This is a genomic window from Nocardia sputi (genome assembly GCF_023501985.1).
The window spans coordinates 233280-246716 of record NZ_JAMFLC010000002.1 but is presented as its reverse complement, the minus strand read 5'-3'; the positions used below and the strand labels follow the sequence as shown (position 1 = coordinate 246716).

The 13437-nt window shown below is 68.1% G+C and carries 12 protein-coding genes; 5 read left to right on the top strand and 7 right to left on the bottom strand.

What is annotated here, in order from left to right:
- Positions 1-13: 13 nt before the first annotated feature.
- Genes M8859_RS03690 through M8859_RS03680 form a run of 3 tightly spaced genes read right to left on the bottom strand, consistent with a single transcriptional unit; the run spans position 14 to position 3122 of the window.
- Positions 14-775, bottom strand: coding sequence for a helix-turn-helix transcriptional regulator (locus tag M8859_RS03690; protein WP_249643824.1), 762 nt, complete (start codon positions 773-775; stop codon positions 14-16).
- Positions 772-2736, bottom strand: coding sequence for a heavy metal translocating P-type ATPase (locus M8859_RS03685; protein ID WP_249643823.1), 1965 nt, complete (start codon positions 2734-2736; stop codon positions 772-774). The genes M8859_RS03690 and M8859_RS03685 overlap by 4 nt, the downstream gene beginning before the upstream one ends.
- Positions 2733-3122 carry an ArsR/SmtB family transcription factor gene (locus M8859_RS03680; protein ID WP_249643822.1) on the bottom strand — a complete coding sequence of 130 codons (390 nt, stop codon included), beginning with the start codon at positions 3120-3122 and terminating at the stop codon, positions 2733-2735. The genes M8859_RS03685 and M8859_RS03680 overlap by 4 nt, the downstream gene beginning before the upstream one ends.
- 128 nt (positions 3123-3250) lie before the next feature.
- On the opposite strand from M8859_RS03680, the gene M8859_RS03675 reads away from it, so the two are divergent.
- The 5 genes from M8859_RS03675 (at position 3251) to M8859_RS03655 (ending at position 7271) form a co-directional block, all read left to right on the top strand.
- Positions 3251-3868 carry a methyltransferase family protein gene (locus M8859_RS03675; RefSeq protein ID WP_249643821.1) on the top strand — a complete coding sequence of 206 codons (618 nt, stop codon included), beginning with the start codon at positions 3251-3253 and terminating at the stop codon, positions 3866-3868.
- 412 nt (positions 3869-4280) lie between these two features.
- Positions 4281-4955, top strand: coding sequence for a DsbA family protein (locus M8859_RS03670; protein ID WP_249643910.1), 675 nt, complete (start codon positions 4281-4283; stop codon positions 4953-4955).
- A gap of 368 nt (positions 4956-5323) precedes the next feature.
- The gene (locus M8859_RS03665; protein WP_308221161.1) at positions 5324-5818 is read left to right on the top strand and encodes a TlpA family protein disulfide reductase; all 495 of its coding nucleotides are present in this window, start codon (positions 5324-5326) and stop codon (positions 5816-5818) included.
- Entirely contained in the window at positions 5815-6468 is a 654-nt protein-coding gene (locus tag M8859_RS03660; protein WP_372492840.1) for a TlpA disulfide reductase family protein, read from the top strand. The genes M8859_RS03665 and M8859_RS03660 overlap by 4 nt, the downstream gene beginning before the upstream one ends.
- The gene (locus M8859_RS03655; RefSeq protein WP_249643818.1) at positions 6465-7271 is read left to right on the top strand and encodes a cytochrome c biogenesis CcdA family protein; all 807 of its coding nucleotides are present in this window, start codon (positions 6465-6467) and stop codon (positions 7269-7271) included. The genes M8859_RS03660 and M8859_RS03655 overlap by 4 nt, the downstream gene beginning before the upstream one ends.
- Before the next feature lie 19 nt (positions 7272-7290).
- Here the strand turns inward: M8859_RS03655 and M8859_RS03650 are convergent, their stop codons facing one another.
- From M8859_RS03650 to M8859_RS03635, 4 genes are all read right to left on the bottom strand, one after another.
- The gene (locus M8859_RS03650) at positions 7291-7473 is read right to left on the bottom strand and encodes a hypothetical protein (protein WP_249643817.1); all 183 of its coding nucleotides are present in this window, start codon (positions 7471-7473) and stop codon (positions 7291-7293) included.
- A 37-nt stretch (positions 7474-7510) separates the two neighbouring features.
- Positions 7511-9430, bottom strand: coding sequence for an N-acetylmuramoyl-L-alanine amidase (locus M8859_RS03645; RefSeq protein ID WP_249643816.1), 1920 nt, complete (start codon positions 9428-9430; stop codon positions 7511-7513).
- A gap of 205 nt (positions 9431-9635) precedes the next feature.
- Positions 9636-11858, bottom strand: coding sequence for an MMPL family transporter (locus tag M8859_RS03640; protein ID WP_249643815.1), 2223 nt, complete (start codon positions 11856-11858; stop codon positions 9636-9638).
- A 54-nt stretch (positions 11859-11912) separates the two neighbouring features.
- Positions 11913-13433: a DHA2 family efflux MFS transporter permease subunit gene (locus M8859_RS03635; RefSeq protein WP_249643814.1), complete on the bottom strand. Its 1521-nt coding sequence runs from the start codon at positions 13431-13433 to the stop codon at positions 11913-11915.
- Between the last annotated feature and the right edge of the window lie 4 nt (positions 13434-13437).

Here is a 13437-nt window from a genome sequence, read left to right as displayed (position 1 = left end):
GGGCTTGAAGAAATCAGCCGACTTTCGTGTGGTCCGCGGGTTCGGGGCGCCAGCCGGTGGCGATCAGCGCTTCGGTGGGGGTGATGCCGATCAGTTCGCGGCAGGTGCGGGTGAGGTGTGCGCTGTCGGCGAACCCGGCGCTGTGGGCGGCCTCGGTCAGCGAACCACCGGCGCGCACGACACCGAATGCCTGGTGCAGGCGGGTCCAGCGCCGCCACGCTGCATACGGCAAACCAACCTGTGCGGTGAACACATGCGACAGACGGCTGCCCGAGATCCCCACCCGGGCAGCGAGTTCACCCAGGGTGGGTGGACCGCCCGGCCACTCGGCCGCAGCCCGCAGCGCGTCGGCCACCACCGGATGCGCTCGCCGCCGCACCGCGACGACCGGCGGCATCGGTGGGCACGGTCGGGCGGCGGCCACCCAGCTGTCGGCCTGATCAGCGGGCAGACCGCGCAGCCGTGAGACCGCGGCGTGCGCGGTGGTGCTGTCGGGATCGAGGAACGCGATGAATCCGGTGGTGCCGGGTTCGGCGCTGACCTGGTGGCTGACGCCGGGCGGGATGATCGCCGCACCGGCGGCCGCGGTGCGGCCGGCGGTGTCGGTGAGGGTGAGTGCGCCGTGGGCGACGAACAGTACCTGCACCGCGGCGTGCGCGTGGGCGGCGGCGTCCCCGATGCGGCCGGTGAACGCCATCAACCCCGGTGTGAACATCACCCCGCCACGCCACCGCGCCACGGCAGGGCTGGCCGGTGACGCGGTGGCGGTGGTCATGACGGTGATCCGGCGAGCGCGGGTGCGGTTTTCGCCGCCGGGCTCGGTGCCGGGGGAAGGGGTGTGGTGCGGCCGGCGCGGACGCCGTTGGCGATGACGACGATCTCGGCGAGCTCGTGCACCAGCACCACCGCCGCCAACCCGAGAACACCGAATAATGCCAGCGGGATCAGCACGGTGATCAACGCCAGCGACAAGCCCACGTTCTGCAACATGATCGACCGAGCCCGACGCGCATGATCCAGCGCACGCGGCAGATGCCGCAGGTCTTCACCCATCAACGCGACATCGGCGGTTTCGATGGCCACATCGGTGCCCATCGCACCCATCGCGATCCCCAGATCCGCGGTCGCCAGGGCAGGGGCATCGTTGACGCCGTCCCCAACCATCGCGGTAAACCGACCCTGCCGAAGCTCGCCGACGATACGAGCCTTGTCCTCCGGCCGCAGATCCGCATGCACGGTATCGATCCCGGCCTCGGTGGCCAGGGCCTGGGCGGTGCGGGTGTTGTCGCCGGTCAGCATCGACACCCGCGCTCCGCCGGCGTGCAGGCGTGCGATGACCTCGCGGGCTTCGGGGCGCAGTTCGTCGCGGACCGCGATCGCCCCGGTCACCCGGGAATCGTCTTCGATCAGGACCGCGGTCGCACCGGCGTGCTGCATGCGTTCCACGTCCGCCGCAAGTGGCCCGGCCTCGATCCAGCCCGGACGGCCCAACCGCACCGGGCGGCCGTCGATGAGGCCGGTGAGACCGGCGCCGGTCACGGCTTCGACCTCGGTGGCCGGGGTGACGGTGCCGGCGGTGGCGAGGATCGCCCGGGCGAGGGGGTGCTCGCTGCGCGATTCCAGCGCGGCCGCGACCGCCAGCACCCGCTCCCGCTCGACGCCGTCGACCGCGGCGATCTCGACGACGGCGGGGTTGTTCGCGGTCAGGGTTCCGGTCTTGTCTAGTGCGACTTGGCGGACTTTGCCCATCGCTTCCAGGGCGGCGCCGCCCTTGACCAGCACACCCAGCTTGCTCGCCGCACCGATCGCCGCGACGACGGTGACCGGCACCGAGATCGCCAGCGCACACGGCGACGCCGCGACCAGCACCACCAGCGCCCGTTCGATCCACACCACCGGATCCCCGAACACCGCACCGATCACCGCGATCGCGGCCGCGGCGACCATGATCCCGGGGACCAGTGGTTTGGCGATCTTGTCCGCGAGGCGCTGGGCTTCGCCCTTGCGGGCCTGCTCGGCTTCCACGATCCGAACGATCCGGGCCAGGGAGTTGTCCTCAGCGGTCGTGGTGGCCTCCACGGTCAGGGCGCCGGTGCCGTTGATCGACCCGGCGAACACCTCCGCACCCGGCCCGGCTTCCACCGGCACGGATTCGCCGGTGATCGCCGAAACATCCAGCGCGCTGCGGCCTTCGGTGATCACACCGTCGGTGGCCAGCCGCTCGCCGGGGCGGACCAGCATCCGGTCCCCGATCCGCAATTCGGACGGTGCGACGACGGTTTCGGTGCCGTCGCGCAGCACGGTGGCCCGGTCGGGTACCAGGTTCAGCAGGGCGCGTAGGCCGCGGCGGGTGCGGGCGACCGCGTACTCTTCCAGGCCTTCGCTGATGGAGAACAGGAGCGCCAGCATCGCGGCTTCGCCGACCTCGCCGAGGATCACCGCACCGATCGCGGCGATCGTCATCAGCGTCCCGACCCCGATCTTGCCCTTCGCCAAACGTTTCAGCGTGGACGGGACGAAGGTGTAGGCGCCGACGGCCAGGGCGGCGATCTCCAGGCCCAGTTCGACCGGGTGCGGGCCGCCGTTCCAGCCGACGACAAGCGCCGCGACCAGCAGCACCCCGGCCACTGCGGCCGCACGCAGTTCGCCGACCTCCCAGAGCTTTTCGGGTTCGCGTTCCTCCGCGTCACCGTTGCCGGGGGGTTCGTCGTCGCCGCAGCCACACGCGTCACTCATGCCCGCACCTCCGCATTCGTATCCGCAGGGGTGGAGTCGGTGCCGTAGTTCGGGCACAACGCCACCGCGTTCCCGGTCGCGGCCAGCAGCGTCTCGGCGGAGGCCAGCAGGTCCATCAACTCCGGGCGGGCCAGGCTGTAGAACACCTGCCTGCCCTGCGGACGGCCTACAACGAGACCGCAGTCGCGCAGGCAGGCCACGTGCGCCGACACCGTGGACTGCGCCAACCCCAAGCCGGCCATCAGATCCGACACCCGCGCCTCACCGGCGGCCAGCCGATGCACGATCGCCAACCGTGTGCCGTCGGAGAGGCTGTGGAACAACGCCACCGCCGGATCCAGGCCTTCCACACCGGCCAGGCATCCATCACCACTACTCATCGCCATAAGACGATGATAGCGTGAAATCCGGGATCAATCGTGTTTCGGCGATCCCATCGAGAGAAAGCGATACCGATGATGGATGGACGAGCAGCAACCGCGCAGACCGACACGAGCGGGCGGGGTGAACGGTGATGGCCATCGCCGCACTCCTCGTATTCGCGATGTTCGCGCTGGTAGCCGGAGGCGCACGGGTTTTGATCCAGCGCCGCCGCACCGGCGACACCGGAATCCGGCAGTTCCGCCCGACACCCGGATCGGTGCAGTGGTGGGCGCACTGGGGATTCGTCACCGGTGGCCTGATCACCGGCCTGGCCGGACCGCTGGCCGACCTGGCCGGGCTGGCGCCGATCCCGCTCGCCGACCGGGTCGCCGTCACTGTCACCGGTGTGGTCGTGGCCGTGGCGGGTGTGGCGGCGACCTTCGCCGCGCAGCTGGCGATGGGCACCTCGTGGCGCATCGGCGTCGACGACACCGAACACACCCACTTGGTCACCACCGGGGTGTTCGCCTACATGCGCAACCCGATCTTCACCGCCATGCTCGTCACCTTCGCCGGGCTGGCGCTGATGGTGCCCAACCCGGTCGCGGTCGCCGGCTACGCGCTGCTGCTGACAGGTGTGCAGGCGCAGGTCCGCGCAGTCGAAGAACCCTACCTGCACCAGGTCCACGGCAGTTCCTACACCGACTACACGGCCCGAGTGGGCCGATTCCTGCCCAGCGTGGGTCGCAAACGACCGATCCGGCAGTGACCGCCGCCGGTCACGGCGACGACCACGCTCGGGCGTGGGGCTTGTCAGAAAAGGTTGTCGCGCACCCGCGGTGGATGTCCTGTCGGGCTCAGCGCGCCGGCGTGGACAACGCCGCCGCCGGCCCGACCGGTCCGCCGGATCCCGGTGGCACCCGGGGTTCCACGAACACCAGGTCAGCCGGGCAAGGTGACAAAAGATGTCACCAACCTCATCCGTGACCTTCTCGCTGGCGCCGCCACCGATTTCCGAGGCGGGAACCGAAATCCGCATCGGTGGCAGCACCGCCGAATTCGTGGACCTGTCCGATGAAATGGCCGCCGAGTCACCACTGCCCCGATTGGGCGGTCGAGCCAGTGCGGGTACCGTGTGGGCGTGCTATCCGTTTTGTCCTCTTCAGCTGGAATGTGACGCCATGACTTCTCCGGTGCGCTCCCGGCGCAAACTGCGGATCCTGACCACGATCGCCGCCGTGTTCGTAGTAGTCGTGACCGCGGTACTTGTCACCGCCGCCCGCGACGACGAGGGCGCGAGGCCTGATCGTGAGTCGAGTGCCGCGCCGGTGTCGGCCGTGCGCCCGGACAGTCATCGGCTATCGACCGCCCCAGACGGCCGGGTGACGCTGGTCGAGTTCCTCGACTTCGAATGCGAAGCCTGCCGGGCGGCCTATCCGCTGGTCGAGCGGCTGCGCGAAGAATACGGTGACCGCGTCAGTTTTGTGGTGCGTTACTTCCCGATTCCCTCACATTTCAACGCCGAACGCGCCGCGCGGTCGGTGGAAGCTGCTGCCCAACAGGGCCGTTTCGAGCAGATGTATCAGCGCATGTACGAGACGCAGGCCGGATGGGGAGAGCAACGTGTCCCCGCAGACGAGGTCTTCCGCGGCTTCGCTGCCGACCTCGGACTCGACCCGGCTGCCTACGACGCCGCCTACAACGACCCTGCCACCCTGGATCGAGTACGCAGCGACTTCGACGACGGTATCGCCCTGGGTGTGCAAGGCACCCCCACCTTCTTTGTCAATGACGAAATGGTTACCGCGAACAGCTACGAAGATCTCGCCGAGGCCCTCGACGCCGCGCTCGGCTGACGAGGGTCCGGCCGGGCGGGGCGGTCCACCCGCTGCGGGCAGGTAGACGTGGTTTTTCCGTGGGGCAGCGTTTGAGCAGATGGCATCGAGGCCTGAAGGTGCGCGGCGTGCAGTGAAGGCGCAGCGCGGCTGTCCGATGTAGACCACAGCGACAAGGGGCGGCAGGAGCGTACTACTACGATGTGTAGTAGATTGGTCGTTGCTCCTGCCCAACCGCGAAGAAGGAATCACCCGTGCGGTCTGCGTCTCGATGGCTGGTCATTGCCGTAGTCGTGATCGGGGCGCTGCTCGTGGCGGTCTGGCCGCAGTCGACCTCGTCCGGGACCCAGTCTCCGGAACCGGGTGTGACGTCGAGTGCAGCCACTCTCATGGATGCTCCCGAGGCCGGCCTTGCAGGCGCTGAGCGCCTGAGGCCGTGCCCTACTCCCGCTGCGCCGCCACCCGCTGAGGCGCCCCTGCGTGGCGCCCCGGTGCGGTGCCTGGGATCGGCGGCATCGGTCGATCTGGCAGCCGCGCTGAGCGGGAAGCCGACCCTGATCAATTTGTGGGCGTCGTGGTGCGGGCCATGCCGGGAAGAGATCCCTGCGCTCGATGCGTACGCGAACGAGCCCGATTCGGTCCGTGTGGTGGGGATCAACGTGCAAGACGACCCTGTCGCTGCCCTCGGGCTGTTGACCGGTCTGGGCGTCGGATATGCGTCGTTCATCGATACCGGTGATGTACGAAGGGCGTTGTCCGCGCCCGCGGTGTTGCCGCTGAGTTTCCTTGTCCAGCCGGATGGTTCGGTCACGCGTATCACCACACCGGCTGTGTTCGGCGATCCCTCTCAGGTTCGTGCCGCGATCAGTGAGGTGACCCGATGATCCAGCAGCCTGGCGGCCGAGTACCTCCACAGTCGATTCGCACACGTCTTCGGCAACCCCGATGGGGCACCGTGCTCGCGTTGTGTGCATGCTTGGTGATCGCTGTGTCCGGTTGCGCTTCCGGTTCGGATTCGGTCGCCACCGGTGGCGGTACATTCGAGTTCGTATCACCGGGTGGGCAGACCGATATTTTCTACGACCCGCCGGCCAGTCGCGGCAAGATCGGGATCCTGTCGGGGCCCGATCTCATGGCCGAGGACAAGACGGTGTCGGTAGCCGACTACGCCGGGCAGGTTGTGGTGATCAACCTGTGGGGCCAATGGTGTGGGCCATGCCGCGCGGAGGCCGACGACCTCGAACGCGTATATGCGGCCACGAAAAACATGGGAGTTCAGTTTCTGGGGATAAATGTCCGCGACCTCCAGCGTGAAAAAGCGCAGGATTTCGTCATCTCCTACAAGGTCGGCTATCCGTCGATCTATGACCCCTCGATGCGTACGCTGATCGCACTCGGCGGCGGCTATCCCACCAGCGTCATCCCCTCCACTCTGATCCTGGATCGACAGCACCGGGTGGCAGCGGTATTCCTGCGTGCCCTGCTGGCCGAGGATCTGCAACCGGTGATCGAACGCGTGGCGGCGGAACAATGACGGCACTCGCTCAGGGACTCGGTGCCAGTTTCCAGACCGCCGCCGCGACCGGGCCGCTATTACTGGCGCTCGCCGCCTGCATGCTTGCCGGTCTGGTCTCGTTCGCCTCACCATGTGTGGTGCCACTGGTACCCGGTTATCTGTCTTATCTCGCTGGTGTCTCCGGCGCCAGTACCGCTCCGAACGTCCCCTCATGTGAGCGGGACTCCTTCGGAGACCGGTGGCGGGTCGCAGGGGCGGCAGCGTTGTTCGTCGCCGGTTTCACCGTGGTCTTCGTCTTGGCCACCGCCTCCGTGTTCGGCGTGATCGGAGTGCTGCGACTCCACGAGGGCTTGCTCCAGCGGATCGGTGGGGTGATCACGATCGTGATGGGGCTGGTGTTCGTCGGGTTCATCCCGGCATTGCAGAAAGACACCCGCCCCGCCCCGATGCGGGTTTCCTCGCTCGCGGGAGCGCCGCTGCTGGGCGGAGTGTTCGGGTTGGGTTGGACCCCGTGTCTGGGACCTACACTCGCCGGGGTGCTCTCGGTCGCTGCGGGAACCGGAGGTACGACTGCCGCACGGGGCGTGGTGCTGATCATCGCCTACTGCCTCGGACTCGGATTGCCGTTCATCGTCCTCGGCTTCGGCTCTGCGAAAGCACTGCGTGGAATCGGCTGGTTGCGTCGGCACGCCCGGACGATCCAGATCGCTGGCGGAGTCATGCTCGTCTTGGTGGGCGCAGCCCTGATCAGCGGCGCCTGGGCACTTTTCATCGGCTGGTTGCGCAACGAATTCGTCACCGCGGTGGTACTCCCGATATGACCTGGGCATCGCAGTGAGGTCAGCCATCCGAGGTCGGCGCGTAGTCGCAGATCTGCTCGATGAGGGTGTGCCCGTCGGAATACTGTTCGGTGAGGCCGGTGTATTCGTGGAAATCGTCGCCACAGACCGGTGTCGAATGCGGGCGCGCGACATCCTTTTCCCGACAGGGCCGGCGGTGGAGCGTGGTATCGGCGATCGTCACGGGATGGTCGGGTGGCTGGATGCCGCGGCGTGATGCCTCATCGGGGACCTACGGTGGTGGCGATGTCGCCGGTGTCGTTGTGGACGAGGGTTCCGTGCTGGAAGTCGATGCGTTGGCCTTCGGGTGTTGGGTAGGCGTTGCTGAGCGGCAGGCCCAATGGTCCGTTGTGTCCGCCGAGCTGGAGGTAGTGGTCGAGGAAGGGTGGGGTGATTTCGTAGACGTGATTGCCGGGGGCGGTGTAGGCGTGGCCGTGGACGAAGCGGACGTATTGCTGGCCGTCGCGGGTGGGCAGTGGTGGGGAGATGGCGGCGCCGAGGGGCCCGTCGGCTCCGCCTTCGCTGGACCAGTGGCGGGCGATGTCGTTGTTGTCGACCATGCCCAGCAGGTGGGCGGTCAGGGCGGCGAGCGTGCTGAGGCCGGACTCGGCCTGTGGGGTGGTGTCTGGGGGTGGGGTGCCGGTGTCGTATCGGCTGTCGTTGGGGGCCTGGTTCGTTGGTGCGGGGGTGTGGGTGTCGGCGGCGATGGTGCGGATGCGGTCCATGAGGGCGTAGGCGGCGTCGCCGGAGCAGGTGGTGTTGCCGACGTCGCGGTGGGCGAACACGACCGGCAGCTCAACGGCTTCGCCGAGTGCGTAGTCGGTGAATTCGGTGCCCTCGGAGTACATGGTGGTGTGGCCGAGGGGGTCCAGGCCGGCGATGCGGGCGCGCCAGCCGATGAATGTGCCGAGGGCTTGGATGCCTGCGTCGGTGGGCGCTTCGGATTCGTGGTTGCCCATCAACGCGATACCGGAGGTGTTTTCGTTGAATCCGCCGGTGTGGGCGCCTTGGACGGGGCGGTCGAGTCCGCCGAAGCGGCCTTCGAAGACTTGTCCGTATTTGTCGACCAGGGCGTTGTAGCCGATGTCGCACCAGCCGAGGGTTTGGGCGTGGTAGGTGTAGATGGCGCGGACTATGCCCGCGGATTCTTCGCGGGTGTAGTCGTTGCTGCCGGCGGTGTGGTGGACGACGATGCCGCCGAGCATGTCGTCGTAGGTGGGGTCTTCGCAGCGCAGCGATTCGTCGGCACCCCACTGCTGGCGGGTGATGACCTTGGGGCTCGTGCCGTGGGGGGCTGCGATGGCTGTGGCGGTGAGGGTGGCGTCACTGGGGGCGTGGCCCGGGTCCATCAATACCGCCGAGATGTCCGAGAGCTGGAGCGGATCGGCAGCATATGGTGGCGCGACCGGTCCCGGCTGCGGGGACTGGTCGGGACCGGCCGGTGCGCTGGCTATGGGCTCGGTGGCGCCTGGTGGCGGTGTGAGCAGGATCTGGATGGCGTTGGTGTGGCCGACGTAGACGGGCATGCTGCCGGTTTTGGTCTCCGGTGTGTGGTCGCGGCGTCGGGATTCGCCGGGTTCGACGTCGTACCAGGGTCCCCAGCTACCGTCGGCGTGGCGAGCTCTGATCTTAGCGGTGGTGGCCTGCAGGTCAGCAGCGGTGAGCGCGACCATGCTGAAAGGTTCGTCGCGCGTGATTTCTCTGACCGGTGCACCGAACCGGTCGGCCTGGTCAGCGGGTACCGGCGCTGCCTCTGGGGTGTTGTCTGTCGGGTCTGCGATAGATCCTGGCCCCGGGTCGCCGGGCACGGTGCCGGACGCCGAAGGTGCGCCAGCGTTCTGGTCAGGCAGTGATATGTCCGGTGGGAGCGGTAATGGGATCGGTAGGGGGATCGACGCGGGCATGGGTAGCTCGCGGAGGTCGGGCAGGTCCAGGCCGGTGAGATCGCGCACGGGAACGACGACCTCGGCGGTGGCGGCGAGACCGACCTCGGCCAGCTGGACAGGTGTGGCCGTATGATTGCGCAACGTTGCTGGGTGGTCGCTTCGGTCCCCGGGCGCAAGGGCCGCGAACGGCGCGGCGACGGCCAGCGTCACGACCACCGGCAGCAGGTACGACTTTTTCGGGCGGTGATCCGGCATGTAGCCATTCCTTCTCAGCAGGTCGACCTACGAACAGCTTGAGAACTCCATGCGGGACACCGCCCACACCACCAGCCACTTTAGTAACTTCCATCACGGATGTGAATCTTCGTGACGGCCTGTCGTGAGGTAGCCGGAACTGTGCTGTGGCTACCTCACGACTGTGTCAGGCCCCTCTTGATGGTCGAACGGCCCCGACGAGCCATCAAATGCGATTCACGGGCCTGCGGGTAGGAAGCCACCAGTTCCAGCGACCGAACAGCCGCATCAGGGCGGGGACGAGGATCAGGCGGACGAGGATCGCGTCGATTGCGACGGCCAGGGCCAGGGCGAAACCGATTTGTTTGAGTTCGAGGACGTCGGCGGTGATGAAGCTGCCGAAGACTGCGATCATGATGGCCGCGGCGGCGGTGATGGGGCGGGCGGTGTGGGTGATACCGGCGGCTACGGCGTGGGTGTTGTCGCCTGTGGTGTCCCAGTATTCGCGCATGCGGCGGATGAGGAAGACCTCGTAGTCCATCGACAGCCCGAACAGCACGGCGAACACGACGGTGGGCAGATACACCTGCAGGAAGCCGGTGCTGGTGAAGCCGAGGACAGTTTCGCCGATACCCCATTGGAATACCGCGACCGTGATGCCGAGGGCGGCGCCGGTGGCGAGCAGGTTCATCAGGATCGCTTTGACCGGCAGGGCGATGCTGCGGAAAGCGGCCAGCAAGAACACCAGCGAGGCGGCGAGTACCCCGGCGACGACGAAGGGCAGTTTGCGGTTCATCTCCTCGGACAAGTCGACGAATTCGGCGGTGGGGCCGCCGACGCGGATGACCGGACCGTCGGCGCTTGCGTATCCGACAGATGTGTCGCGTAGGTCGCGCACCAGGGCGTCGGCCTCGGCGGAGTCGAACGCGACGGCGGGCACCACGGCGGCCAGCAGGCGTCCGTCGGCAAGCTGTGGTGGCAAGACGGCCTCGACGCGGTCATCGCGACCGATCTCGGCCAGGTACTGCCCGACCCGGGCGGTCTGGGCCGGTGTCAGGGGCCCGTCATCGACGGAGGTGGCCACAAGGTCGACCGGTGCCAGCGCTCCAGCGGGGAAGTTGGCGGTCAGGGCGGTGTTGGCGCGGCCGGAGGGGGTGTCTGCGAGCGCGCTGGTGCCCATGTCCAGGCCGTAGCGGATGCCGAGTAGCGGCGCGGCCGCCAGCGCCAGGATCGCTACGGCGACACCACCGAAGATGATTGGTCGTCGCATCACCGTGCGCGCCCATCGCGCCCATGCGCTGGTGGTGAAGCGATTGTCGCCGAGGGTTTCGGCGGGCCGCCACCGTGCGGGCAACGCCCCGCGGTTGACGGCGGGTCCGAGTTCGGCCAGCAGCGCGGGCAACAGGGTCAGCCCGACCAGGAGTGTGGCGATGACCGCGAGTGCGACGCCGAGGGTGATGCCGCGAAAGACCGGGGCGTCGATGATGATCAGCGAGCACAGTGAGATCATGACGATGACGCCGGAGGCGAGGACGGTCTTCCCGGCGGTGCCCAATGCCCGGCCGGCCGCGTCAGCGATTGCGGTGTGCTGGTCGCGGCCGGTCACACCGGTGTGGGCGAGTTCTTCGCGGAAGCGGCTGACGATGAACATGGCGTAGTCGATCCCGACGCCGACCCCGATCATGGTCGCCATCGCCGAGACCAGGGCGTCGAAGGATGTGACGCCGGTCAGGGCGAACATGGCTCCGGCGGCGAGCAGCAGCCCTGCCAAGGCCACCGCTACCGGGACGAGCGCGGCGACCAGGGCGCCGAGTGCGAGGACGAGCAGGATCAGCGCCACCGGGATACCGATCATCTCCGCGCGCGTCATATCGGACTTCTGGATGTCGGTGACGTCGTTTTGGACCGGGGAGTACCCGGTCATCGCAGCGTTGATCCCGCCGGTGTCGGTGGCGGTGATCGCTTGTTGCAGGTCCTTGGCGATGGCGGCGCGTTGGGCCATGTCGCCGTCGATGCCGACCAGTGCGATGGCCACCCGGTTGTTCGGGGCGATCTGGCCGAGTCCGCTGTAGGGGTCGATCACGCCGCGCACACCCGGAATCTGATGCACCGCAGCGATGGTGCGTTCGACCGTGCTCCGGAACTCCGGGCTGTCGACCGTACTGTCCGGGGAGTCGAACACGATCACGTCCTGTTCGGCACCGAACTGGGGAAAGTGGGCGGCCATGATCTGGTCCACGTGCGCCGATTCCGACCCGGGTACGGTGAAATCCATGCCGGTCAGGCGGCTTTCGAGGGCGGGGTAGGCCAGCGCGCACACCACCAGCACGATCGCCCATCCGATCAGGACCGGGCGCCGGTGACGGGCCATCGCCACCCCCCAACGATGCAGCAGCGAGACCGGCTGTGGGGGCGTGGTGGAGCCGACCGACTCCACCAATTCGCTCATGCGCATGTTCGACTCTTTCTGTCGTGGGAGCGGGGCCCGGGTCGGTGAGTGTGTTCAGCCGGCCGCCGAGGCGCGGCTGGCCTGTGCGGTGTCGGATGCGGGTCGTCGGGGCAGGACCACGGCGACCACGACAGCAGACAGGACGGCGACCGCCGCGGTCGTGAGCAGGACCAGGCTCATACCGTGCAGATAGGCCAGGTGGGCGGCGTCGGCGAGCTCGGGGCGGCCCAGTCGCGCGGCGACGGCGAGGCCGGCGGCGAGGGACTCGCGGGCGGCGTCGGCGGCGGGAGCTGGCAGCGCGGTGACATCGAGTCGGTCGGTGTAGCCCTGGGCGAGCACGCTTCCCAGTAGCGCGACGCCGAGCACCCCGCCGACTTGGCGCAGGGTCATGGTGATCGCGGTGCCCGACCCGGCGTGTTCGGGCGGCAGGTCGGCGAGCACGGCGTCCATGGCCGGTGAGAGCGCCAGGCCGATGCCGAACCCGGCCGCGGCGAGCCAGGCGGCGACGAAGCCGTACCCGGTGGCGATGCCGGTGCTCGCGCCGATGGCCAGCGCGGCAGCGAGAATTACCAGTCCGGCGGGCACCGGCACCCGGTAGCCGAGGGCCGCGGCGGCTCGCTCGCCCAGCGGTGCGCCCAGGACCAGCCCGACGATCATCGGCAGCAGCCGCAACCCGGTGCCGAACGCGTCGTTGCCGCCGACAAGTTGCAGGTATTGCGGGATTACGAACAGCAGGCCCAGCATGCCGAAGGTGACCAGGGCTCCGGCGAGGCTGCCGCCGAGGAAGCGGCGCTGCCCGAACAGGCCCAATGCGATCATCGGGTCACGTGCTCGTCGTTCCCATACGATGAACCCGGCCAGCAGCACGATCCCGGCGATCAGTGCCGTGACCACGATCGGATCGCTCCAGCCACGTCCGGGGGCCTCGATCAGCCCGTAGGCCAGGCCGAGCAAACCGGCAGTGGACAGCCCCGCGCCGAGCAGGTCGGGCCGCCGCGGTGTCGAGTCCTTGGATTCGGGCAAGAGCACCGCAAGGGCGGCCATGGCGAGTACCGCCATGGGCACGTTGATCAGGAAGATCGATCCCCACCAGAAGTGGTCGAGCAACCAGCCACCCAGGATCGGGCCCAGCGGGATACCGATTCCGACGCCCATCACCGTCAGCGATACCGCCCGGCCGCGTTCGTGGGGTGGGAAAAGCACTGGCAGCACGGCGAACACGACCGGCAGCAGGATCGCCGCCCCGACACCCATCACCGCCCGCGCCGCGATCACCAGTCCTGCGGTATCGGCCCATGCTGCGGCTGCGGAGGGGGCCGCGAACAGTGCCAGCCCGACCAGCAGTAGCCGTTTTCGGCCGTACCGGTCGCCCAGGGCTCCGCACACCAGCATCAGCCCGGCCAGGACCAGCACGTAGGCGTTGACCATCCACTGCAGCTGCGCGGTGTCGGCCTGTAGTTCGGTGGCGATCGTGGGCAGGGCCACGTTCATGATCGTGATGTCGAATCCGACCGTCAGTACCGCGATGAGCAGGCCTCCCAGTGCCCACCATCGGTGATTACGCGACCCGTCCATGGTG

Excerpts from the sequence above, each read along its gene's own strand:
- M8859_RS03690 (WP_249643824.1), bottom strand. The coding sequence starts at position 775 with ATGACCACCGCCACCGCGTCACCGGCCAGCCCTGCCGTGGCGCGGTGG.
- M8859_RS03685 (WP_249643823.1), bottom strand. The coding sequence starts at position 2,736 with ATGAGTGACGCGTGTGGCTGCGGCGACGACGAACCCCCCGGCAACGGT.
- M8859_RS03680 (WP_249643822.1), bottom strand. The coding sequence starts at position 3,122 with ATGGCGATGAGTAGTGGTGATGGATGCCTGGCCGGTGTGGAAGGCCTG.
- M8859_RS03675 (WP_249643821.1), top strand. The coding sequence starts at position 3,251 with ATGGCCATCGCCGCACTCCTCGTATTCGCGATGTTCGCGCTGGTAGCC.
- M8859_RS03670 (WP_249643910.1), top strand. The coding sequence starts at position 4,281 with ATGACTTCTCCGGTGCGCTCCCGGCGCAAACTGCGGATCCTGACCACG.
- M8859_RS03665 (WP_308221161.1), top strand. The coding sequence starts at position 5,324 with ATGGATGCTCCCGAGGCCGGCCTTGCAGGCGCTGAGCGCCTGAGGCCG.
- M8859_RS03660 (WP_372492840.1), top strand. The coding sequence starts at position 5,815 with ATGATCCAGCAGCCTGGCGGCCGAGTACCTCCACAGTCGATTCGCACA.
- M8859_RS03655 (WP_249643818.1), top strand. The coding sequence starts at position 6,465 with ATGACGGCACTCGCTCAGGGACTCGGTGCCAGTTTCCAGACCGCCGCC.
- M8859_RS03645 (WP_249643816.1), bottom strand. The coding sequence starts at position 9,430 with ATGCCGGATCACCGCCCGAAAAAGTCGTACCTGCTGCCGGTGGTCGTG.
- M8859_RS03640 (WP_249643815.1), bottom strand. The coding sequence starts at position 11,858 with ATGAGCGAATTGGTGGAGTCGGTCGGCTCCACCACGCCCCCACAGCCG.
- M8859_RS03635 (WP_249643814.1), bottom strand. The coding sequence starts at position 13,433 with ATGGACGGGTCGCGTAATCACCGATGGTGGGCACTGGGAGGCCTGCTC.